25 protein-coding genes are annotated in these 23,443 nt (G+C 40.2%); 14 read left to right on the top strand and 11 right to left on the bottom strand.

The genetic code is table 11. From position 1 onward, the window contains the following. Window positions 1-116: 116 nt before the first annotated feature. Window positions 117-923 (top strand): endonuclease/exonuclease/phosphatase family protein, encoded by an 807-nt coding sequence (locus tag AAEY98_RS08780; RefSeq protein ID WP_259395491.1) that lies wholly within the window; start codon window positions 117-119, stop codon window positions 921-923. 311 nt (window positions 924-1,234) lie between these two features. Here the strand turns inward: AAEY98_RS08780 and AAEY98_RS08775 are convergent, their stop codons facing one another. The 3 genes from AAEY98_RS08775 to norV all read right to left on the bottom strand — a co-directional run bounded on the left by AAEY98_RS08775 (window position 1,235) and on the right by norV (window position 4,487). Then, window positions 1,235-1,570: a TehB family protein gene (locus AAEY98_RS08775; RefSeq protein ID WP_101087492.1), complete on the bottom strand. Its 336-nt coding sequence runs from the start codon at window positions 1,568-1,570 to the stop codon at window positions 1,235-1,237. Between the two features lie 260 nt (window positions 1,571-1,830). Continuing rightward, complete coding sequence (gene norW, locus AAEY98_RS08770) at window positions 1,831-2,976, bottom strand: NADH:flavorubredoxin reductase NorW (protein ID WP_351016355.1); 1,146 nt, start codon at window positions 2,974-2,976, stop codon at window positions 1,831-1,833. Beyond that, a complete protein-coding gene (norV, locus tag AAEY98_RS08765) occupies window positions 2,973-4,487 on the bottom strand; it encodes an anaerobic nitric oxide reductase flavorubredoxin (protein ID WP_351016352.1) in 1,515 nt (504 codons plus the stop codon). The genes norW and norV overlap by 4 nt, the downstream gene beginning before the upstream one ends. Before the next feature lie 434 nt (window positions 4,488-4,921). On the opposite strand from norV, the gene AAEY98_RS08760 reads away from it, so the two are divergent. The 5 genes from AAEY98_RS08760 to AAEY98_RS08740 all read left to right on the top strand — a co-directional run bounded on the left by AAEY98_RS08760 (window position 4,922) and on the right by AAEY98_RS08740 (window position 6,968). Next, window positions 4,922-5,290, top strand: a complete 369-nt coding sequence (locus AAEY98_RS08760; RefSeq protein WP_162022832.1) for a PH domain-containing protein — start codon at window positions 4,922-4,924, stop codon at window positions 5,288-5,290. Window positions 5,291-5,516: 226 nt separating this feature from the next. Further along, window positions 5,517-5,729 (top strand): hypothetical protein, encoded by a 213-nt coding sequence (locus tag AAEY98_RS08755; RefSeq protein WP_351016349.1) that lies wholly within the window; start codon window positions 5,517-5,519, stop codon window positions 5,727-5,729. Between the two features lie 10 nt (window positions 5,730-5,739). Then, window positions 5,740-6,006 carry a GNAT family N-acetyltransferase gene (locus tag AAEY98_RS08750; protein ID WP_351016346.1) on the top strand — a complete coding sequence of 89 codons (267 nt, stop codon included), beginning with the start codon at window positions 5,740-5,742 and terminating at the stop codon, window positions 6,004-6,006. A 170-nt stretch (window positions 6,007-6,176) separates the two neighbouring features. Continuing rightward, window positions 6,177-6,488: a hypothetical protein gene (locus tag AAEY98_RS08745; protein ID WP_350979827.1), complete on the top strand. Its 312-nt coding sequence runs from the start codon at window positions 6,177-6,179 to the stop codon at window positions 6,486-6,488. Window positions 6,489-6,509: 21 nt separating this feature from the next. Next, window positions 6,510-6,968: a GNAT family N-acetyltransferase gene (locus tag AAEY98_RS08740; RefSeq protein WP_101087498.1), complete on the top strand. Its 459-nt coding sequence runs from the start codon at window positions 6,510-6,512 to the stop codon at window positions 6,966-6,968. A gap of 431 nt (window positions 6,969-7,399) precedes the next feature. Here AAEY98_RS08740 and AAEY98_RS08735 read toward each other — a convergent pair whose 3' ends face one another. Both AAEY98_RS08735 and AAEY98_RS08730 read right to left on the bottom strand, forming a co-directional pair. Next, window positions 7,400-8,002 carry a VOC family protein gene (locus tag AAEY98_RS08735; protein ID WP_351016343.1) on the bottom strand — a complete coding sequence of 201 codons (603 nt, stop codon included), beginning with the start codon at window positions 8,000-8,002 and terminating at the stop codon, window positions 7,400-7,402. Window positions 8,003-8,054: 52 nt separating this feature from the next. Then, window positions 8,055-8,558 (bottom strand): L,D-transpeptidase family protein, encoded by a 504-nt coding sequence (locus tag AAEY98_RS08730; protein ID WP_101087500.1) that lies wholly within the window; start codon window positions 8,556-8,558, stop codon window positions 8,055-8,057. Window positions 8,559-8,724: 166 nt separating this feature from the next. Here AAEY98_RS08730 and AAEY98_RS08725 point away from each other — a divergent pair, with 166 nt between their 5' ends. Further along, a complete protein-coding gene (locus AAEY98_RS08725; RefSeq protein WP_351016340.1) occupies window positions 8,725-9,555 on the top strand; it encodes an ion transporter in 831 nt (276 codons plus the stop codon). A gap of 60 nt (window positions 9,556-9,615) precedes the next feature. Then, window positions 9,616-11,196: an MATE family efflux transporter gene (locus AAEY98_RS08720; protein WP_351016337.1), complete on the top strand. Its 1,581-nt coding sequence runs from the start codon at window positions 9,616-9,618 to the stop codon at window positions 11,194-11,196. A 657-nt stretch (window positions 11,197-11,853) separates the two neighbouring features. On the opposite strand, the gene AAEY98_RS08715 is transcribed toward AAEY98_RS08720, so the two are convergent. From AAEY98_RS08715 to AAEY98_RS08700, 4 genes are all read right to left on the bottom strand, one after another. Next, window positions 11,854-12,051: a DUF2986 domain-containing protein gene (locus AAEY98_RS08715; RefSeq protein ID WP_351016334.1), complete on the bottom strand. Its 198-nt coding sequence runs from the start codon at window positions 12,049-12,051 to the stop codon at window positions 11,854-11,856. 216 nt (window positions 12,052-12,267) lie between these two features. Then, window positions 12,268-12,714, bottom strand: coding sequence for a hypothetical protein (locus AAEY98_RS08710; RefSeq protein WP_101087503.1), 447 nt, complete (start codon window positions 12,712-12,714; stop codon window positions 12,268-12,270). 164 nt (window positions 12,715-12,878) lie between these two features. Then, the gene (locus AAEY98_RS08705; protein WP_162022838.1) at window positions 12,879-13,235 is read right to left on the bottom strand and encodes a glutathione S-transferase N-terminal domain-containing protein; all 357 of its coding nucleotides are present in this window, start codon (window positions 13,233-13,235) and stop codon (window positions 12,879-12,881) included. A gap of 120 nt (window positions 13,236-13,355) precedes the next feature. Beyond that, window positions 13,356-16,820, bottom strand: coding sequence for a DUF748 domain-containing protein (locus tag AAEY98_RS08700; protein WP_351016331.1), 3,465 nt, complete (start codon window positions 16,818-16,820; stop codon window positions 13,356-13,358). A gap of 311 nt (window positions 16,821-17,131) precedes the next feature. Between AAEY98_RS08700 and AAEY98_RS08695 the strand changes: the two genes are divergently transcribed. The 4 genes from AAEY98_RS08695 to AAEY98_RS08680 all read left to right on the top strand — a co-directional run bounded on the left by AAEY98_RS08695 (window position 17,132) and on the right by AAEY98_RS08680 (window position 19,004). Next, a complete protein-coding gene (locus AAEY98_RS08695; protein ID WP_101087506.1) occupies window positions 17,132-17,527 on the top strand; it encodes a GNAT family N-acetyltransferase in 396 nt (131 codons plus the stop codon). Between the two features lie 146 nt (window positions 17,528-17,673). Then, the gene (locus AAEY98_RS08690; RefSeq protein WP_101087507.1) at window positions 17,674-18,381 is read left to right on the top strand and encodes a DUF445 domain-containing protein; all 708 of its coding nucleotides are present in this window, start codon (window positions 17,674-17,676) and stop codon (window positions 18,379-18,381) included. Between the two features lie 94 nt (window positions 18,382-18,475). Next, complete coding sequence (locus AAEY98_RS08685; RefSeq protein ID WP_351016328.1) at window positions 18,476-18,826, top strand: VOC family protein; 351 nt, start codon at window positions 18,476-18,478, stop codon at window positions 18,824-18,826. Continuing rightward, complete coding sequence (locus tag AAEY98_RS08680) at window positions 18,807-19,004, top strand: DUF1289 domain-containing protein (RefSeq protein ID WP_192116125.1); 198 nt, start codon at window positions 18,807-18,809, stop codon at window positions 19,002-19,004. Before AAEY98_RS08685 ends, AAEY98_RS08680 begins: the two co-directional genes overlap by 20 nt. A gap of 47 nt (window positions 19,005-19,051) precedes the next feature. Here AAEY98_RS08680 and AAEY98_RS08675 read toward each other — a convergent pair whose 3' ends face one another. After that, window positions 19,052-19,567, bottom strand: coding sequence for a GNAT family N-acetyltransferase (locus AAEY98_RS08675; RefSeq protein WP_351016325.1), 516 nt, complete (start codon window positions 19,565-19,567; stop codon window positions 19,052-19,054). 192 nt (window positions 19,568-19,759) lie between these two features. On the opposite strand from AAEY98_RS08675, the gene AAEY98_RS08670 reads away from it, so the two are divergent. Beyond that, on the top strand, window positions 19,760-20,512 hold the full coding sequence (locus AAEY98_RS08670; RefSeq protein WP_011637070.1) for a TerC family protein: 753 nt from the start codon (window positions 19,760-19,762) through the stop codon (window positions 20,510-20,512). 126 nt (window positions 20,513-20,638) lie between these two features. On the opposite strand, the gene asnB is transcribed toward AAEY98_RS08670, so the two are convergent. After that, a complete protein-coding gene (gene asnB / locus AAEY98_RS08665; protein ID WP_162022843.1) occupies window positions 20,639-22,303 on the bottom strand; it encodes an asparagine synthase B in 1,665 nt (554 codons plus the stop codon). 635 nt (window positions 22,304-22,938) lie between these two features. On the opposite strand from asnB, the gene AAEY98_RS08660 reads away from it, so the two are divergent. Continuing rightward, the gene (locus AAEY98_RS08660; protein WP_192116123.1) at window positions 22,939-23,340 is read left to right on the top strand and encodes an ACT domain-containing protein; all 402 of its coding nucleotides are present in this window, start codon (window positions 22,939-22,941) and stop codon (window positions 23,338-23,340) included. Window positions 23,341-23,443 lie beyond the last annotated feature (103 nt).

Here is a 23,443-nt window from a genome sequence, read left to right as displayed (position 1 = left end):
AAAACGAATAGAGGTATTCATCCATCGGTATTTTTCGCTCAAAGCCAACATCGACCTTACAGCCTAAGCGTAAACTGCTTGGGCTTGCTCGATGGGGAAGTCTGGTTATCGTCATATTGTTGATGATGACAGTTGTGGTTGTGCCAAAATTTGTTCATTTAGCCACAGAGCCTCAAGTGATTAATAATGAGCAAGAGTCGTTTGCTGCACAATGTGTAAAAGCCACACCTATCGCTAAATTGGATACTGATGGCCAACTGGCGGTCGCGAGCTGGAATGTTTATAAACAGCAAAATGCTGGCTGGCAAACGCTGCTCAGTCAGTTAGCTAAACAACATCAATTATTGTTGCTGCAAGAGGTGAAGTTATCTGACGAGTTTCAGTTGTGGCGCCAACAACATCACCAACAATTGGCGATGGTGCAAGCATTTAGCCAAGACCATATACCACTAGGGGTGATGAGCTTGTCTCAAGTTGCTGCGAGTGAAAGTTGCGGTTATTTGACGGCTGAACCCCTAATACAGTTTCCCAAGTCGAGTTTGTTAAGTTATTTCCCCTTATCGAATGGTGAAACTTTGCTGGTGGCTAACTTGCACAGTATTAACTTTGAGTATGATCTAGACAGTTATGCTGCGCAGTTACAGCAGCTACTACCAGCGTTAAGTGCTCATAAAGGACCGATAATTTTCGGCGGGGATTTAAATACTTGGCGTCAAGCCAGATTATCAATGTTAGCCTTGATGACAAAGAAATTAGGGCTAAAAGCGGTGATCCCCGCGGATGACAAACGCACAACCGTGATGGGTTATCCAATTGATCACCTTTATTATCGAGGACTAACTTTAGAGTCATCTCGGGTCATTATGACTAAAAGCTCAGACCATTATCCTTTGTTAGCGCAATTTAGATTAGGCGAAAGTTAACGCTCATAGTTTATGACGGCTATTAACTGATTAAAGTTGTGTTAAAGGTCATAAAGACCGCATGGGCTCGCTCAAGATTAATTGATTAGTGCGGCTGACAGGTACATCAATGTTAAAATCGATTCACAGTCGTTTTTCAATTCGAGTAAAATAACCTTTAACGATTTAATGTGTGTTTTGTGCAAGTTAAAACGATAAGAGCATAATACATTATGATCTTATCGTTAATTAACCCGCTGATTAAACGACTATATCAGTAGCTTGATATGTCTCTCAATATTGATTTTTTTATCTGCCACAGCTTCAATTAATTATTTCTTATTAAACATCGCTTGGCCGGTTTTATCTTTTTCAGACCAGAAATTAAGATTGAACTGGGCATCAGGGCTTAATTCAATACGATGCCAGTACTCTGGTGGACTAGTGGCAAATTGGCCTGCTTTGATCACCACTTTTACTTCTGGTTCAGTTGCTTCGCTGTCTGCAAAACCAAAATACGTGACCACACCTTCCATTACACATAACTGGCCGAATACACCTTCGGCGGTATTGTGGTGAGTCAGTAGCGCATCAGGCACATTTTTAGTGGTGAAAAATGGCGTAGAGCGTTGAATTGTCCAGTTTGCTGGGATACGTTGATGAGACATAATGTTCTCCTAAATAACCTGAACTCGGGATAATAAACGCCTTTCAAACAGTCCTTTGCCCTGCTAACTGCGTTGAATCGACTTACAATAGGCTAGCTATTGACGCGTCAATTCGCCTTGTTCGCATAACCAATGACAAGCTTGAAAGTGAGGAGGGTTAACATGCTGATTTTAAATAGCATAAGTTCATCCCTTATCCCAAATTCAGGTTAAGTTGATTGATGAGTAGGCTTTATGAGTAAAGCCTACTCGATAAAATACTAAAGACTTGCTGGTAAGGCTCTGAGTAGCGGGAAGGTATTGTTCATGTGGCCTTCTGTTACCACAAAACCGATTATCTGTTTTTGTTCATTGTACGCTTTTACTGAGCAACCCAGAGCATCAATATCAACCTGCCACGATGCAACGTCAATTACGGTATTTCCGCCTAATTGAATGGGCATTTGCGGTGTTTTAACTTTGACTAACATAGCCGGTAGTTTCAAATCTGTCGGTTGGCCTAATAAGGTTTTCGCTAACGCATTGGCGCTTAACATAATGGGCTGCAAGTAGGACATCACCTTACCATTGATTTCGGCGCAATCTCCTAAGGCATAAACATTGTTCGCTGAGGTTTGCAGTTGCAGATTAACCACTAAGCCATTATTGACTTTGAATCCTGACTTTCGTGCTAAGCCAACATTAGCCTTTAATCCCGCAGCTGAAATAACACAATCGACAATATGGGTATTACCACAACTGAGTGTGGCACAAATACCTGATTCAATTTTGTTTAGCGAACTAATGGTACGGCCAAACTCAAATACAACACCGTTATCGACCATCTTCTTTTGTAAAACACTGGCGACTAAATCTGGCAGCATGGTTGCCATCACGCCGTGACTTGGATCAACCACTACTACGTTTTTACCGCTGCGATTAAGATCCATGGCTATTTCAGTGCCGATAATACCCGCTCCAATAACCAAAACACGTTGTGCATTTTGTAGTTGCAGCTGCGCATTATTAAACTCACTAAGACTGTTTAAGGTGACCACACTGTCTGTTGCGTTACCAAGCATTGATGGCACAAAGGTTTTTGCTCCTGTTGCTAGCACCAGTTTTGTATAAGGGTAAGCAACACCTTCAACAAACACCGCTTGCTGTTCACTATCAATGCAATCAACCTTGGTAAAAGCATGCAGAGTAATATTATTCTCGGAGGCAAACTCTTGTGCAGTAAGGCGGATTAAGTCCGTACTGTTTTGCTTGTTACTAAATACATGGCTCAAGTCCGGTTTATTATAATCGTGGCCTTCATCAAGGGTGAACACGGTTATCGGTAAATGCTTATCTGTGCGTCTAATGGTTTTGATTAGTTGATATGAGCCAAAGCCGCTACCGATGATAATGATGGGGGCGCTCATGATGCTTTCCTCTCAGCGATAGGGACAAAAACATCTTTGCCAAGGCCGCAATCTGGGCAAAGGAAAAAGTCTGGCACTTCGCTCCACGGTGTACCTGGTGTTACATCTTGATTAGGCTCACCCAATACTGGCTCATATACCCAATTACACACAGTGCAGAGCATATTTTGTGAATCACTCATTGCCGTCGCTGTTGTACATGTCGGTTTGGTTGCTTGAGTTGCTTGAGTTGCTTGAGTTGGCTTAGTGGTTACAGTGGCTTGAGCGCTCTTAGCTAGCGATGCCGGTGAAATGGATTTTACATTACTTAAATCATGCCATGCCCAGCTTTTAGCTATCTGGCGACCGTGCTCACGGCATTCGCGCATCGCTTTACCATCTGGTCGCCATTTTGCTTTTAAGCCGACAATGGTTTCAAATCCGGCATCTGTAAGACGGGTGTGAATACGGTCAACGGCGCCGCCGTTCCAGCCATAACTTCCAAATGCACCTGCTTTTTTATCTTTAAAGCGCAGGCCTGTGATCTCTTCTAGCATTCCCGCGACTTTCGGCATCATGACATTGTTCATGGTTGATGAGCCTACCAAAATACCTTTGGAGCGGAACACGTTAGCTAATATGTCATTTTTATCATGACGGGCCACGTTAAACACTTTAACCGACACAACAGGGTCAACGTCGTGGATGCCTTGAGCAATGGCATCGGCCATCATGCGGGTGTTATTAGACATCGAATCATAAAAAATGGTGATTCTGTCTTCCTGATAGTTATCTGCCCATTGCAGATATTGATGAATAATCTGTGCTGGGTTGTCGCGCCACACTACGCCATGGGCGGTAGCAATCATGTCTACAGGCAGGTTAAAGCTTAGCACCTCGTTAATTTTGGCGGTAACCAGCGAGCTAAACGGGGTTAAAATATTGGAATAATAGCGTAAACATTGATCCATCAATTCAATTTGGTCTACTTCGTCATTAAACAAATGCTCATCGCAGTAATGCTGACCGAACGCATCATTGCTAAACAACACAGCATCTTCTGTTAAATAGGTCATCATGCTGTCAGGCCAATGCAACATCGGAGTTTCAATAAACACCAGCTGCTTACCGTTACCAATGTCTAAGGTATCGCCGGTTTTAACGATATTAAAATTCCACTCTGTATGGTGATGTAAGCCAGTAATAGAGTCGATAGCATTTTCGGTACAGTAAATCGGGGTATTAGGAATTTTAGCCATTAAAGCCGCTAAGGCACCTGAGTGATCTTCTTCCGCATGGTTAATGACGATGTAATCAATCTTATCGAGATCAATTTCCATCTCAAGGTTTTGGATAAATTGCAGGCTGAAACGATGGTCAACAGTATCGATTAAGACATTTTTCTGTTCACGAATAAGGTAACTATTATAACTGGTGCCTTTGGTGGTTTTATATTCAGTACCATGGAAGTCCAATATTTCCCAGTCACGTTGTCCGACCCAATCGATGTTATTTTTAATGTGAATTGTCATATGTACACCTGTAATAAATTAGAAGTTAAAGTTGATAGAGATATTTCAAAAGTTAACTTCGTTATTGCAGAGTGCATGCCAACTGTTTATCTTATTGATTATATGAAAGTAATATTTTTTTAGTGAATTTTATTGATGTCATAAAGACATGCTCTTTATTGTTTATATGACATATAAGTGTCATATTGACTTCTTATTGTGTTATAAAACGATATTATTGATGAAATGCCAATCACAGGCTTTATCGCTATTTATCAGCTAATACAAACTGGGATAAATGCTTGCTTCAGCTGCATTTTGTAATGTTATTGTTATTACATTAAGCTAAGGCTATTCACTAGAATACGATAACCACGAAATTTACTGAGCTGTTTATGTCGTAAAATTTGTATTAATTCAATCCCTTTGGATGTCAGATATAAAAAGGATGTTAGATGATAGATTTTAATAATAAAGGTTTTTTCAAACTGAAGCAGAATTCTGATTTTGCAGACAAAGCCCGCGATTTACTTATCGATGATGAACGAGTCATTGATTCATATAAATCCATGCGTGATGGTGTCATTTTTACCAGTAAAAGAATTATCGCTGTTAATGTTCAAGGCATTACAGGAAGTAAAAAAGATTTTACATCTTTGCCTTACAAAAATATTGTCGCTTACTCAATTGAAACATCGGGGACATTCGATCTCGATTCCGAACTAGAAATATACTTTTCAGCGATAGGCAAAGTTAGGTTTGAGTTTACTGGTAAGGCCTCAATGCTGGAGATATCAAAAATAATCTCAGGTTATTTATTATAGGTCTGCAAATGCCGCTATTGTCAATAATTGCTTAATAAATTGATAATTTCAACAAACGAACCATTAAGGTTTAATCTGTTGTAAAATATGATTTTAGTCTAGAATTTAATGCTGAAACTGAGGAGTGTTAAGTGGGTCGTTTCGTCAGTTATCTGGCGTCGAGAAAGACTAAAACGTGGGGTGTAAAATTGTAAATATGGCTAATGTTCAAATCAGAGTGTTGCTGATGAGTGATTGGGAAATCTATAGAAGGTTACGTTTATTAGCATTACAAGACTCGCCAGATTCGTTTGGCTCGACTTATGAACGAGAAGCTGAATTTACCGACGAAGAGTGGATTTCTCGTCTTAATGCAAGCAATCGAGCAAAGCATGCATTGCCACTGATCGCTGAACTTGATGGCGTCGCCGTAGGCTTAGCATGGGGGACAGATCCATAGTTCTAGTCCTATGGATACTGATGCTGCACATGTGTATCAAATGTGGATGTCACCACGCGCGCGCGGATATGGACTTAGTAAGTTATTACTGAATAGCATTATTGATTGGGCCAAAAAATCTAATCGAAAAGTCGTTTGCTTAGAGGTTACTATTGTTAACGAGGCCGCTGTTAATCTCTATAAATCAATTGGTTTTGTTGCTGCTGGTGAAACACAGACTCTACGAGAGGGTAGTGCATTACTGACTCAAACCATGATACTGGAGTTATGTGGTTAATAAATGAGTCATGTTCTCAATAAAATCGACGTTTTCAGCAAAATAGTTTTCAGTAAAATCGTTTTCAATAAAATCTAGGTGACACGACTCACTTTTAGGGTATTGTCGCAACGGTTTAATTAACCACGTTTCGCTCATTAACTGAGTGGCTTTTACAATGGAGTGTAAAAATGAATGAATCTCAAGCAGATAATATTATCCAATCTTATGAAACGGATAGCATTACCGCTTTACGTTTAGATTTAGATAAACTGAGACCCAAACCATATACTTGGTTAATCCAATGGCTGATGTGTTTGGCGACTATTGGCGCTATTTTATATATTGCAAAAGTAGACCTATTAGTAGAACAAAATTTTGTGTGGTTGCTACTGTTATTTGTCGCGATTGGCTTTAGCCATCGAGATGATTATTTAGCTCATAAACGTATCGATTTGGTGATTAAACTACTCGATAAAAATGCATTTCATAAACGGTCATAGTTCAAAAGGAAGCCTTGGCACATGGATATTATGATTGATGATTTACAGGGCTCTGGCGTGGTTGAGTTACTGCAAGCACATTTGGCTGACATGTATGCAACATCGCCACCGGGTAGTGTTCATGCATTAGATATTGAAGCCTTAAAACATCCATCAATTACTTTTTGGTGTGCCAAACAAGGTGACATAGTACTTGGGTGCGTAGCGATAAAACAGTTAACGCCAACCCACGGCGAAATTAAGTCTATGCGAACGGCTGCAATGGCGAGAAACCAAGGAGTAGCATCGGCATTGTTATCGCACATATTGGGCGTAGCTAAGTCTTGTGGTTATCAGCGGTTGAGTTTGGAAACTGGATCGATGGATTTTTTTGCGCCAGCAAGGCGTTTGTATGAACGACATCAATTTGATTACAGCGGCCCATTTGCGGACTATGAACTAGATCCTAATAGCTTGTTTATGACAAGATTAATTGAGTAAATTGATTTGTGATAAAGGTAAAACCTAGCAAAGCGCTAATTTATGAAATGTGTAAGCGACTATTACTCTTCTTCATTATTTTTGGCATTGCCATCGTAATATTAATGACCCCCAGAAGGTGAGTGTGTAGCATTTTTTAGCCATAGCTTGTGCACAGGAAAAGATAAGTGGGTTATTGTAAAGTGGATTTTTTTGTTTGATTCATTGTTACTGGCATACACAGCTTTGCCTGTGTTGCATTACTTAGCGCTAAGATTTTTAATTAAGCATAAAAACTGACCTCTAAATGGGTTTTGAAAAGCTTAATGATTTACAACCTTTCTATCATTGATCTAAACAAGCCAAACTCAGTTATAGCATTGGCATAACTGAGTTTGGCTTGTTTTATATTAGTGCTGCAGTTTCCAGACAAAGCGTTATTAGTACTATGCCTAGCAGGCTTGTTCACTCTCAACAATTTTTTGAATATCGTGCGGGTGTACTTTAACGCAAATGCCATTGGCCTTAAATGCGATAGTTGGGTTAGCAAGGCGCTCTTTATCACCTTTTGGCGAACTTTGTTTAACTTTAATATCACTGTTTTCGTCACTACCTGCAATAGTATTACCTGCAATAGTATTACCCGCAATAACATCAGCCAGTAGTGGCACTTTTTCAATAAGCTCTGCGACGAGTTCATCACAGGTTTGTGCCTGTGATGGGAACACTAATTCGATATGCTCCCAACCTTCAACCGGATAGACTTTGTCAGATGGAAAGGGCAGTTCAACACATTGAATTTTCATCGCACCGATAACTAATGGTTCGGCTAATTTAATGATTAAAATCGGCCGACCGTTGATGATGTTATTAGAGATGATTTTGCCGTGTTGACTAAATTCATCGACGAGTAACTGCGCTGTTTGATTATCGTTCACCCGCAGAGCAGCATGATCACAATTCAATGCTAAGTTGTCTAAACCTAACCGATGAATAAACGCGCTTATGCGCTGGCTAAAGTCTGCCCAAGTATGTTGTAGATGTTGGTAATTCATTTAATAACCCAAGAAACAAAGCAAAAAATGGTATGGTTGAGCTTGAATAAGCTTATGGCCATATTTCAATCGGTGTACCAGCATCAATCATTTGCCACAATTCATCCATTTCTTTGTTGGTGACGGCAATACATCCATTGGTCCAGTTGTACTTTTGTGCTTCTTCTGGCGGTAAAGTTGAACGAGGGTTTTCACCGTGGATCATAATCATGCCACCGGCTCTAATGCCTAATGCATCAGCTCGTAATTTATCTTCTTCATTGGGATAAGAGATATGAATCGATTTATAAAATGCACTATCAGATTTTTTATAATCTAATACATAACGACCTTGCGGAGTACGTTGATCACCTTCTTTAAGCTTATGACCACTTGGCACATCGCCCATGGCAATAAGGTAACTTTTAATCACTCTTCCGTCACGCATGACAGATAAGCGTGATTCAGATTTATTGACGACAACTAAATCTACTTTTGCTGTAGTTTGGCTTGAAGAGGCAACCGCCAATGACGGGCTGAAAATTAAGGCTATAAATATTATGTACAACGCGCGCATGAAATCTCCGTAAACCAATGACCTTTTTAATTTTTATTGTAAAATGACCCTATTTCGAATGTTAAAACTCGACAGTCAATGTTAGATTTTAACGACAACAAGGGTTAATTGATATTAGTTAACCGAGTTTATTTGCAATTTATTACCCGAGACAGTGAATAATAAGATGAATATCGAAGAAAAATCTGACAGTCCACTAAAAAAACAGCTTAGAAGTGTGATTTTTGGTACCGAAACCCCAGCAGGAAAACGTTTCGATATTGCCCTTATGGTCTGTATTGTACTGAGTGTGATATTGATTTTTATCGATACCACAGAATATGTTAATTCCCTTTACGGTGACTATATTAGTATCGCCGAATGGACCTTTACGGTATTGTTTACCGTTGAGTACATATTAAGACTCTATTGCTCGCTTAATCGGTTACACTATGCACGCAGTTTTTTTGGTGTAGTGGATTTAGTGTCAATTTTACCCAGTTTTTTAGGGTTGATTTTCCCTGGTGCCAATGTCGCGTTAGCGTTAAGAGTACTGCGTTTATTCCGGGTGTTTAGAGTATTAAAGTTACTTCGATACCTAAGCGATGGCCAAATATTGCTTAAAGCCATGGTGCAGTCTGGTCGAAAAGTGTTTATGTTTTTCTTCTCGGTAAGCCTGATTATTATGGTGTTAAGTGTGGTTATGTATGTGGTTGAAGGCCCTAACAATGGCTTTACTTCCATTCCTAAGTCCATGTATTGGACCGTAGTGACCATTACCACCGTTGGCTACGGAGATATTACGCCGCAAACGCCATTGGGCCAAGGGATTGCGGCACTTACTATGCTGATTGGTTATTCGATTATTGCGATCCCCACCGGTATTTTAACCGCTGAAATTTCACATGAAATGGTCAGAACCCGTGATTTACGTAAATGCAGCAATTGTGGCAAAAAAGGCCACGATAAAGATGCTGAATATTGTAATCATTGTGGTAGCGAACTTGAAAAACTCTAGGGTTACAGCCTGTAAAGCTGATTTAGATTTGATTTTTATTATAGACACACAAGGATATTGATGACCGCTGCTAAATTTGTTGAGGGTTCCATTTTACGCCATATCCTGGTGATGAGCTCTACTGCTGCTGTGGGTATTTCGGCACTTTTTGTGGTCGACTTACTCGATATTTTCTTTTTAAGCTTACTTGGTGAAATAGAGCTCGCCGCCGCAGCAGGTTATGCTAGCACGATTTCATTTTTTACGACTTCGATAGGTATCGGCTTATCGATTGCTCTAGGCGCTTTGGTGTCAAAAGCGGTGGGGTCGAAAAACATAAAGTTAGCCAAGAGATTATTTTTAAACAGTGCCATCGTGACGTTAATTACCAGTGTGCTGGTGGCTGCAGTTGTCATCGCGTTTATTCCCGAATTGTTAGCGTTGGTGGGTGCAACAGGGCGCACTGCGGAATTGGCTGAAAGCTATTTGTATATTCTGGTGCCATCCTTACCATTTATTTGTTTAGCAATGGCGCTTGGCGGCGCGCTGCGTGCAGTGGGTGATGCCAAACTATCGATGATGTCGACACTAGCTGGTGGCGGTGTTAACGCCGTATTAGACCCTATCTTTATCTTTAGTTTATCAATGGGTATTGAAGGTGCTGCGGCTGCATCGGTATTGGCCCGTATTGCGGTGTTTGTCATCTCAGCTCGCGGAGTGGTGGTTAAGCATAAGCTGTTAGGTCAATTTTCGTGGATTGAGTTCAAGCAAGACCTAGGGGTGATTTTTGCCATAGCCGCACCTGCAATGCTCACCAATGTGGCAACTCCCATTGGTAATGCGGTGGTAACGCGTGCCATAGCTGATTTTGGTGATAGTTATGTAGCTGGCTGGGCGGTATTAGGACGTTTGATCCCCGTCTCGTTCGGGATGATTTTTGCACTGTCTGGCGCAGTCGGACCGATAGTGGGGCAAAACTTTGGTGCCAATGAAATTGAACGAGTTCGATTGAGTTTAAACAAAGCGATTCAATTTTGTGTTGTTTATGTTCTGGTGGTGTCACTGGTACTGTTTTTATTACGAAATGTCATTATTAGTAGTTTTGATATGAAAGGCGATGCGGCAGAGCTTATTTTGTTTTTCTGTCAGTACATCGCGGTGTTCTTTATCTTTTCGGGCATTTTGTTTATTGCCAATGCCTCATTTAATAATTTAGGTAAGGCTAAATACTCGACCTTTTTTAATGTCGGTAAAGCAACCATCGGCACCATACCATTTGTGTATTTTGGCGCCCAGTGGGGCGGTGTATTTGGGGTGTTAATTGGTCAGGTGATTGGGGCAATTATATTTGGTGTGATAGGTATTTTATGTGCATATCGATTAGTCGACAAAATTAGCCGCCAAGGTATGCTTTCAGCGGGTGCTAATCGACAACTACTAGAAGACGATGCGATAAACATTGATATGGTGGCAGCTCCTTCACCTATGCCAGGGCGCACTCAGATGGCTCAATTAGATGAAGATCCACTGTGTAAGCAAGTTGCTCAACAAGACAACGCCGATACAGCCAATGGCAACACAAATGATACTGAAAAAGCCGGTGCTGATGGCGCTAGTACCGATAACATTGGCAGTGAGAAAAGCAGCGATAAAATCAATTGATCTGATAGATGCTATGTAGATGTAATTTAGTGTAGATGTGACTTAGTGTAGATGTGATTCAGTGAAGATGAGACTCAGTGAAGATGTGACTTTAGTGTAGATGTGACTTAGTGTAGATGTGACTTAGTGTAGATGTGACTTAGTGTAGATGTGACTTCGTTTAGATGTGACTTCGTTTAGATGTGACTTAGTGTAGATGTGATTCAGTGTAGATGTGATTCAGTGTAGATGAGACTCAGTGTAGATGTGATTCAGTGTAGATGTGATTCAGTGTAGATGTGATTCAGTGTAGATGAGACTCAGTGTAGATGTGATTCAGTGTAGATGAGACTCAGTGTAGATGAGACTCAGTGAAGATGTGATTCAGTGTAGATGTGATTCAGTGTAGATGAGACTCAGTGAAGATGTGATTCTGTGTAGATGTGATTCTGTGTAGATGTGACTCAGTGAAGATGTGATTCTGTGTAGATGTGACTCAGTGTCGATGTGATTCTGTGAAGATACGATAGAGTTTACATGTGATTGGGATCGAGACGTGATGCTATGATAGATATTTAATCTCTGGCTAATGCCCACAGAGCAGATAATAAAAAGCCCCTATTTTTGGCCTTGACTAATAATAGGGGCTTTTTGATACTGACACCTTGTAAATGGGTGTTAGTCTTTGTCAGTTTCTGTGCTGGCTTGTGTGGCAACTGTTTGTTCAGCCGCTTCTGCTAACGCAATTTTCTCACGTTCAGCTTTAGAGATATAACGCTCAACAGGCTTGTTACTTGGGTTAGCCGGCACCACTTTATTTTGGCGAGCCTTGGCACGTTTGGCCAATTTTTTGATCATCTCTTGCTTTCTATTCATCTGATTTCTTACTTTGTAAACGACAAACTATTAATATCATTCTAGACGATACACAGCTTATCGGAGCGTGATGACACTGGTCTTAGAGCCTACGGCAACATCACGAGAAAATTTGGATGCTAATTTTAGCTTAATTGCTTAGCTGGATATAGTGTTTTATCCGTCAGCGACAATAATTAACCTATTAAGTCAGTTAAAGCAGCATCGGCTTGGCAATTAGGCGCCGAATTTTTTAATATCTTCAGCGGTAGCACCATCATTACATTCGCCACGAATTTCACCGCGCTCAGTTTCAACATAACGACTTAATTCAATAAAACCGGCTTTACAATAACCATTCATTTCGATGGTTTTTCTAAGACCCAGATCAATTTGTTGATGCCATAGTTCGAGGCGATTCTCTGCGTTACGTTGTTCAATTAAATAACTCTGTGCATCTTGTTTACTGCGAATTCTTCTTTCTAGCGGGGAATCACCAGGAATGCTGCGGTCAAGGGCGGTAGCTAATTTTGCTTTATAGACAAACAACTTAATCCCATTACCTTTAATTTGAGTACTGAATGCATCGCGAAACTGCCCCGCAAAGTCCATAGGATCAGGTTCGCTTGCGCTACAGGCGCTAAGCAGTATGAGACTGCAGATGATTAAGCTTATTTTTGACACTCATTACCTCATTCGTTCTTATGTTAAATGAAACTCGAATAAATGCTGCAAAATATTATCATGACCTTTATTGATACAAGCATGGCCAGGGTAAAAATATTTCTACAGCAATATGTTAGCCACAGTGTTGAGATAAACGGTGGCGACATGACATAACCAGTGCTTTATGCGAAACGTTCGTTGAGGTAGCTGGTAATGGCTTTTGACTCATATAACCATTGGGTGTTGCCGTCTTGCTCGATACGTAAACAAGGCACTTGTAGCTTGCCACCTTGGCTTACTAACACGCTTTTGTTGTCATCTTGTTTGGCGTCGACTAAGTTAATGGTTAAATTTTGGCGACGCATATCACGACGAACCTTGACACAAAAAGGGCAGGCGGCGTATTGATACAATGCCAATGATTGAGTTTGTTGATCGACAATAGCTTGTTGATCTTGTGGACGTTGGCGCTTTTTAGGAGCAAACACAAAATTTAACAACAAAATAATTCGACCTAAAATCCAGCGAACGATAAACATAGATAACCTCAATCTTAACAATATTAATGATACATCATGATTACAAACGTTTGTTATTACTCGTTTGCAATGTATGCGCAGTCTACCCGATGTAGATAGCGGTTAACAGCCACAGACAGGTTATTTTACTTGTAGTTCAAGCAATGCTTCTGCGGCATCTTCTGCGGTGTTGATACGGCTTTCAAGCACAAATATTTTACCTGCATCAATTCCTGCTTGAGCAATTAAATAGGCTTTAACCGCTTTAGCGCGCTCTTGGGCTAAAAGGCCAAATTCATCTGCAGTAAACTGTTGGTGATTTTTAAGCATATTGTACAAACCAATGTGCCAACGCGTGATCAGCTCTGCTTCAGTCAGTTTTGGTTTTTTCTGCTGTAATTTTTGCTTGATGTCTAATGAATCCTGCGATAACTCTTGCTCAACCAATTGATACAATGCATCTGCTAATGGCCCCGTAACAGGGTATTTGCTGGCAGAGACACTTTTGGGGAAATCTTTGAATTTTATCCCCGCAGCGTTAGCCAGTTGCTTATGCAGTTTGGTTTCTGCTAATGCTTGTTTATCGTTAATTATGTCGATACTGCCTTTAATATTTAAATTAAGCAGCGGCCTGTCTATTAACGCTTTAGCCAGTTTGTCTAAGGTGCTTTTTTGTTTAAGTGAGATGTTGCTGCGTCCATACTCAAAACTGATTTTATCTATTTGTTCATCACTGCCCACAAGACCAGCTAAGAATGAAAACGGTGAGGTCACCGCTTTGGTTATGATATTACCTAGTGCATTAATGATGATGCTACCAAAACTAAAGCTAGGAGAATCAATATCCCCAGACACATCAACGCCTAAATCAATTACGCCATGTCGGTCTTGCAATAATGCTATCGCTAATGTCACCGGTAGGCTGGTTGCTAAACTGCTGTTACTGCGTTTACCTAGTTCGAGTTGATCAATCACTACATGATTACTGCCAACTAATTCATTGTTTTTAAGCTGATAGTTTAGATCCAGTGACAACTGACCTTTATCAATATAATAACCAGCATAAGTGCCAGAGTAAGGGTTAACCGAGGTGAGCTCTACTTTGTCAAAGTTCAAATTAAGGTCAAGATAAGGTTGAGCTAATAACGGGTTAACATCACCTTTTAACGTCACCGGTGCGTATTTGTCTATTTTTCCCGCTAAATCAACTGATGCAGTGGTTTCTGGATTTGATGATAAGTTGGTGATCTGGCCGTTAAGCATTTCAATGCCCGAAGCAAAATTGGGCGTTAACGAATTATCCGCAAAGAAGGCCGAGCTGTCTTTAAAGCCAATCTTATTAATGTTGAGCTTCATTTGTGGCGCATCGGTGGTGGATTGCTCATTGCCTGTCGATAAGGTCGCTTGTTCAGCTTTACTTGGACTAACAGCAACTTTATCTGTCTCGACACTAGCAGTGGTTTGTTTTACGTCTGCAGGAGTATTGATCAACTCGCTAATATTGGTGCTGCGGTCGGGTGAGATAATCAGGCGACTAAACAGCTTATTGAAGTTTATTTCATCAATATCAATGTTAGCTTGTTGGCGATCAAACGATAATTGGTTGATGTCCATGGTTTGCCATGTCAGCAAAGGTTGTTTTAACACGTTATCGTTAATGTGTAATTGACTGATGTTTGCACTGCCAGAGTAGGTTAGCGTGTCTTTAGCGTCTGCATGCAAAACACCCTTAGTGGAAAACATGCCATCTTCAATAGTGATATTGATGTAAGGAGCTATATAAGGTTGTAAACGTGACAGCAACATATTACTAAAGTCGATTTCAGCATTCACTGTTTGCGCTAATGCATCAACTTGTCCTGTTGACGTTAATAAGCTTTGTTGATTAATTCCTGCCGAAAATTGATAATCAATCGGGCTGGATAGATCTGATTTTATTACCCCAGTAGTGAGGTCAATCGGGCCGATTTGCCAAAGAATAATCTTATCACTGGCAATGCCTTCACCCAGTTTAACTTGATACTGCGCGATACTGATTTTGTCTAGTGTGACTAACCAAGGGGAGTCAGCATCGATGGCGTTAGACGTTACTGCTGTTTTTTGTTGAGTCGTTTGTGAGTCTGTCTCAACTGTCGTTTCTTTCGTAGTATCTTGTGTCGCTGATGGTGGTGATTGCTGCGCTAATAGTGGTTCTGCATCTGTTTCTGTATCTGTTTTTGCAGTTGTATCGCTAGCTGCTTTTGTGTTGAGATCAGTGGTGACTTGTTTAACGGTCGCGATGGCTTTATCAGTAATGGTATCAGCCACATTTGTGCTGTCAGCTTTTTGCTCATCTGAGTTAGCTTTCTCTATATCTATAGTGCCTAAATCTGCAGTATCTGAATCTGTCGTGTCTGCAGTCTCTGAATCTATCGTGTCAGTAGTAGCTGATTCGGTAATAGCAGACTCGGTAGTCGTTGAGGCTGTAGAAGATAAATCTGAGGTATCTACGGTAGTTGTTAACTCAGTGTCTTTAGGCAGCAATAAAGCAACCAAATCAGCACCAGTAGGAGTGATATTGAGTTTGATATTACCTTTTTCGGTATGGAACTCACCAATGCTAACGCGTTTTTTGTGGCTGTCTAAATTGATGTTATTTAACGCTAAGACATCAATGGCGATTTTTTCATCTTGCTGATGTAACGCTTTAAAACGCTTAATCACTATCTGTGCTTTGGTGACATTGATATGGCTTATTGGTGCTAAGTTTTTGTCTTGCAATGTCACGTCATACTGTCCGTTTAGGCTCAGCGTGCCTTCAGCTAAGTTAATCGCAAACAGTTGATCAACAAAAGACCAGTAGCGCGATAAATCAATCCCAGTCACCTTAACATCGCCTTTTATTGCCAGGGGCGCTAATTGGAATTGCCCTTGCAATGCTACCGAGCCTTTGAATTGATCTTCTATGCGTAAGTTATAACGATTTACTTGGTCTTGCTTGTCGTTTAACGCACTACTCAAACTATTGAATTGTGCCAATGACACATTGATGTTGGGATAATTAATGTGGGTATCTGTGACGTTGTCGTCTAGGGTAAACACGCCTTGTTGGATCTGAATATTAGCAATGTTTATCGCCGGTATAACACTCGGTTCAGTACTGGTTGGTGTTGGCTGACTATTTTGGCTTAGGCGAGTAATAATGTCACTGAAGTTAAATACAACGTGTTGATTTGCCGTTTCAGTACGCGCCACTCTAAAGGTGGGTTGTTGTAGACGGATATCTTCAATCACTATCGCCCAAGATGAGATCGATTGCCATAATTGAATGTTGCCATAGGCCGCGGCGAATGACGCAAACGTTTTCGGGCTATCAAGTTCGTTGATTTCAAAACCCGATACCGCTAGTTCTAACGTAAATGGGTTGATACTAATGTCTTGTAGGGTAACGTTTCTGCCTAATTGCTCGGTTAATATCGTTGGTGCTTGTTGTTTGGCAATATATGGAATTAATCCGCCGAGAACAGCACAACCCAATAGATAAACAGTTAATCCATAAAGGGCTAATTTTAGAATACGAGAGCGCGGTGTAACCGCTGAGCGCAATTGCGCAAAAAACGAGGTCATAAGAGGTAATCTTGATACAAAACAGTGTCAACAGCTGACTATTTTACCAAAAAAACAATCGTAACGAATGATTATTTTGTCAGGATAATAGATTAATTTACATTTATGTTTATTGATGTTAACTTTATATTTAAGCTTATGTAATTAATAGATTTTCTATTTATCTTTTTTATATAAGTTCATTTTGTTTTGTGCGTTAAACACTTACAGTGACATATTGTTTTAACCTGATGGCTTGATGCCATCACTTAATAGGCATGATATCTGCGATATTCATACGCGGTATTTAATCCTATTTTCAAGGATGAGAAATGCAAATACGTCTAGCTTCGAGCATCGATTTAGAACCATTGAGCCTGCTATTTGATCTATATCGGCAGCAACTACAACAGCCCTCTGACTATCCAGCGTGTCATCATTTTTTGAAGCATCGCTTGGCCGAAAATGATTCGATGATTTTTGTCTCCATCAGAGACGATGAAATGGTGGGCTTTATTCAATTATACCCGTCGTTTTCTTCATTGCGCCTTGCTCCTGTGTGGTATTTGGAAGATGTGTTTGTAAAACCTCAATATCAGCAGCAGGATGTAGTTAGCCAAATGTACCAAAAGGCTCAGTTGTTGGCACAAAGTACTGGGGTATTATTGATTAACCACCATGATTCCCAAGTGCCTATCGAACCTGAATCCTTAAGTTGTACGGCGTAAATTGATCAGTATTATTTGCTTACCATTAACCATGGTAATTAAGTCTGTGATGAGATGAACGATGAATTATGTAGACCTCAGTTATTTCTGATAAAATAGCTGAGGTTTTTTATTATTTTATCATCATAGATGTTAAGGAAAAGAGATTGAATAAGAGCGTATTAACCAACCTTATCGCGGCTGTCTTTATGCTGGTTGGGTATGTGTTACAACAACAAATTGTCATGACAATAGGATTATTTGCGTTGTCGGGTGCATTAACCAACTGGTTAGCAATCCATATGTTGTTTGAAAAAGTCCCCGGTTTGTATGGTTCCGGTGTGGTCCCATCACGATTTGAAGAGTTTAAAGCGGGCATTAAACATTTAATGATGCAGCAATTTTTTACTCAAGAGAATATCGATCGCTTTTTGACAACCAGCAGTGCCAGTAGTATTGATTTAACCCCTGTGATTGAAAAAATTGATTTAGCGCCATCATTTGATGCATTAGTGTCGACTATCGAAAAGTCATCATTTGGTGGCATGTTAGCGATGTTTGGTGGAACCGAGGCGTTGATCCCACTGAAAGAGCCATTTATTGAAAAAATGAAACTGTCGTTAGTTGAACTGGCTCAAAGTGAAGAGTTCAATGCTATTTTAGTCAATGAGCTTGAAAAGCCAGATGTTATCGCAGATATGCAAGCTAAAGTGGCCAATATTGTGGAACAGCGTTTAAATGAACTTACGCCAGAATTAGTGAAACAAATCATTCAAGACATGATTAAAACCCATTTGGGTTGGTTAGTTGTGTGGGGTGGTGTGTTCGGCGGTATTATTGGCGCCGTCGCGGCAGTGCTGCAGCAATACAGTTAACCCCAAAACGTATTATTTTCATGGCGTTATCTGCCATATGATATTGTCTGCCATATAATATTGTCAGCCAAATAACAGAGTAACAGAGGTGAGTATGAGTCAACATCATAGTATTAATTATTTAGAAATACCCGTGAAAGACCTCATCGCAACCAAAGCCTTTTTTACTCAGGTTTTTGGTTGGCAGTTTCAAGACTATGGTCCTCAATACAGTTGTTTTTTGCAGGTCGGAATTGATGGTGGCTTTTATCAAGCAGACTCTCAATTCACCTTAGCAAACGGCAGTCCGTTAATTGTGCTTTACAGCCAAGATTTGGCCGCCACAGAAGCTAAAATTATTCAGGCTGGTGGACTCATCACCAAAGCTGTATTCAGTTTTCCTGGCGGTAGACGTTTCCATTTTACCGACGTTAATGGTAACGAATATGCCGTCTGGTCAGAATAACGACAATCAAATTGCCTCACCTTGTGTGAGGCAATGTTGTTTAGATCAACAGGATATCTGTTTAGGTTGCCATCGCTCGCTCGATGAGATTCTGGCTTGGCATACAATGGACCAACAACAAAAAAGCGCATTGCTGGAAACGTTACAACAACGCGCTATCGCGCGTAAAAAACGCTAGTAGGCCGCTAATCTATAAGTGTTGAGCACTACAAATATCGTATTGAGCTACACCGCAGTTGGGTTGGTTCTCGGTTCGGTATCTGTTCTAAATAAGCTAAACCCGCGAGCTTGATAGTTTTGTAATGCGCTTGGGTGATCTAACGAGCAAGTATGCACCCAAACTCGGCGAGTGTTAGGCAATGACCACGCTTGTTTAATGGCTTGAGTCAGTAAATAGCCGCCAAAGCCTTTACCGATAAAGCGTTCGCCTAAACCAAAATACATAATTTCGACTGTCGCGTCATCTTGCTGCTGTAATTCAAAGTAACCTGCTGGTGCACCATCTTTATATGCAACGAACAAATGCAAGTTATCCGCTTCGCTGTATTCCTGCCATTGACTATCGGACAACGCTAATTTGTCTGTCCACTCCCAGGCTTCACCCACAAATTGATATAAAAAACGATTGAATTGATATTGTTTTATTTTCACCTCAACCACGGTTAAGCCGTTGGCATCATGTTTAGGTTTTAATTGACTGCGGTCGGTCATCTCAAGATTAAAAATGCTGATGTCTGTCATGGTATCTCAATATAAATAAAATTTATTTCTTAAAACTAACTTTTAAAATCATTCATAGCAAATTTAAAATAAATGCTTAGAAGAAATATATTTTCACAAAACAAATGTTGTCTATTGTGGTTAATTTTTGGCTAATGTAGATTCTCTGCGAGAGTAACCTATGGCAATGTAATTCAATTATAGAGGTAGTATATGTTCGAATGGATAGCAGATCCGCAAGCATGGGTGGCACTTTTAACCCTGATAGCACTCGAGATTGTACTAGGTATCGATAATATTATTTTTATCTCGATTGTGGTTGGAAAGTTACCTGTTCATCAAAGAGATAAAGCAAGACTTATCGGGATAGGTTTAGCGATGGTAGCTAGGTTAGGTCTACTATTAAGTTTATTTTGGATCATGGGACTCGTAGAGCCTATTTTCACCTTGTTAGATAATGCTATTTCAGGCCGTGATTTGATTTTAATTTTTGGCGGTTTATTTTTATTAGCCAAATCAACTCATGAAATTCATACGAGCTTTGATATTCCGACCGAATCAACTCATGGTGTTGCACAAGTTGGCTTTTACTCAGTGTTAATTCAAATCGCGATTCTCGATATTGTATTTTCATTAGATTCAGTCATTACTGCTGTTGGCTTGGTTGATAATATATCGATTATGGTTATTGCTATCGTTTTATCTGTCATTGTGATGTTGTTCGCCGCCAAACCAATCAGTATATTTGTTGAAGAAAATCCGACGATTAAAATGCTCGCATTGTCATTTTTATTGTTAATCGGATTCACTTTAGTTGCTGAGGGACTAGATTTCCATGTACCAAAGGGATACATCTATTTTGCAATGGCATTCTCGTTAACGGTGGAACTTATCAACATAAAAATCAAAAAGAGAAAAGAAACTGGCACTATTCATCTCAATAAAAAAATGTCAGAAAATGACTAGTTTTATATGAATGATTTTAGATCGTAATTTTTTACAATAAAAAGCACACCATTAATGGGTGTGCTTTTCTGTTAATGCCATCTGTTGTTAAAATGCGTTTACATTTTAGGAACAGGACACGTAATGCTAATACGCGCTAGCGTGAACGTTTTTAACTGCACGGCCCGATGGGTCGTTAAGCCCTTGTAAACTTACATCCCACAATAGTGCTTCAGGGGTTGAACAGGCAACTGTTTTTCCACCTGGCACTGTTTCAGCGGCACTGGCTAATGGGAAAAACTCTTCAAAGAAGCTGCGGTAAAAATAGGCTTCTTTCGACTCTGGCGTGTTGTATGGGAAACGGAATTTTGCGTTAGCAAATTGCACGTCATCTACGTTTTCTGCCGCATGAGCTTTTAAGCCATCAATCCACGAGTAACCTACGCCGTCACTGAACTGTTCTTTTTGGCGCCATACCACTTCTTTAGGTAATTTGTGCTCAAACGCTTGACGTAAAATGTGCTTCTCGATACGACCATCTTTAGACATCTTCGCTTCAGGGTTAATGCGCATTGCTACGTCAATAAACTCTTTATCTAAGAAAGGCACACGTGCTTCAAGTCCCCATGCTGCCATAGCTTTGTTGGCACGCAAGCAATCAAATAAATGCAGCTTATCAAGCTTACGGACTAATTCTTCATGGAACGCTTGGGCGTTAGGCGCTTTATGGAAATACAGGTAGCCACCAAATAGTTCGTCAGCACCTTCGCCAGACAACACCATTTTAATGCCCATGGCTTTAATTTTACGTGCCATTAAATACATTGGCGTAGCGGCACGGATAGTGGTTACGTCGTACGTTTCTAAGTGATAAATCACTTCTTTAATTGCATCTAAGCCTTCTTGGAAGGTATACACAATAGGGTGATGAATTGTGCCAATGGCATCGGCCACTTTTTGCGCTGCGACTAAATCTGGAGACTCAGCTAACCCTACGGCAAATGAATGCAGTTGTGGCCACCATGCGCCGGTTTCGCCGTCGTTTTCAATACGGTGTTTTGCATATGTTTGTGTAATGGCAGAAATCACTGATGAATCTAGGCCACCAGACAATAATACGCCGTAAGGAACATCCGACATTAACTGGCGTTTTACTGCAGCTTCTAATGCTTCACGTAATTCTTCAATGCTAGCTGGGTTATCTTTAACGGCATCAAAATCACGCCATTCACGATGATAATACTGGGTTGGTTTACCGTCTGCAGAATATAAATACTGTCCTGGGTAAAACTCAGCAACTGTTTTACATACAGGCATTAATGCTTTCATTTCAGAAGCAACGTAGAAGTTACCAGATGCATCTAGACCTGTATAAAGTGGGATAATGCCCATGTGGTCGCGACCGATTAAGTACGTGCCTTTGGCTTTGTCATACAGTACGAATGCGAAGATACCGTTCAGTTTGTCTAAAAAGTCACAACCGTATTCTTGATACAGTGATAAGATCACTTCGCAATCTGAGTTAGTTTGATACTGGTATTTGTCACCTAGCTGAGCTTTTAACTGCTTGTGGTTATAAATTTCACCGTTTACGGCTAACACTATGTTGCCATCAAGGCTGATAAGTGGCTGCGCTCCGTGGTCAACGTCAACAATCGATAAACGTTCATGCGCTAAAATGGCTTTGTCATCAGCATATATGCCAGACCAATCTGGGCCGCGGTGACGCAGCAGTTTTGACATTTCTAACGCCACTTGGCGAAGTTTGCTTGCATCAGTTTTGATGTCTAAAATTGAAAATATTGAACACATAATACGGCTCCAGCAGCGTTGGCTAATCTTTATCTGGTTCCTACTTTGCCAGCATTTTGGTTAACTGCCAAGCTTGTTTTTTGAGATAACATCATAAATATAGCTATTTTAATGATTTTATCTCTTTTAAATATCTTTTTGTTTGAGTAATATTTTGTTAAATGTCATTTTTATTGATATATCTTTATTTTTATCGTGATTATGGCTATTTTTTTTAAGATTTCATAATCAAATACCACTAAAAGCCATAATTGCACTAATGCTGTGCGTATGATGTTTATTTGAACAAAAGTGGGGCTTAATGGTCATTTAACGCCTTTAACGTAGCCATAATCGTGCCTACGTGGCATGTTGATGCGCGATAATGGGGCTTCAATTCACTCGGTGATAGTCAACCAAGCAGCGCTAAACTTGTTAAGTGTTTTAATACTGGATAGGGTTATGTTGATCACTTCTGTTAGTCACTTCTGTTAGTCACTTCTGTTAGTCACTTATATTGGTCACTTATGTGTAGCAGGCAGCAAAGCTGCATTTACGTTAAGCCACATTTTATTAAGGCTGGCGCTTTTTATTGCAACACAAGAGCGTGATCCATAAAATCGCTTTATAACGGAAACATATTTAAGGAAAAAAGTATGGTAGGTGAAACAAATTTAACGGCATTACTTGCATCGATGTCACCGGTATTATTAGATGACGAATACGTTTTTTGCTCAGTGCCGGGCGGCCAATATGGCGATTATCAAACTTTATCGCCACTCGCGATGTTTCGCGAATCTGAAGGGCTGACATTAGTATTAACCAAAGCGGCTGCTATAGAGGGCGGCTTGTCTTTTGAATCAGTATTTAAAGGCATTACCTTAACGGTACACTCTAGTCTGGATGCCGTTGGTTTAACGGCTGCAGTGGCCAATAAACTTACCGAAAAAGGCATTAGCGCTAATGTTATTGCCGCTTATTATCATGACCATATTTTTGTGCAAACAGAAAAGGCGGCTTTAGCCATCGAAGCGCTAAATGAATTTAGTAAAGTGTAAGTCACGTTTATCTAAAGGCTTAACTCAGATATTCATGACACAAAGCTTAATGACATAAATGCTAATAGCCAAATACCAATAAAAAAGCCCATCAAATACATGA

The organism is Shewanella sp. AC91-MNA-CIBAN-0169 (assembly GCF_040310165.1).
Taxonomy (GTDB): domain Bacteria; phylum Pseudomonadota; class Gammaproteobacteria; order Enterobacterales; family Shewanellaceae; genus Shewanella.
Note: the sequence above shows the minus strand (reverse complement) of the source record. Positions and strands in the feature narration are given on the sequence as shown.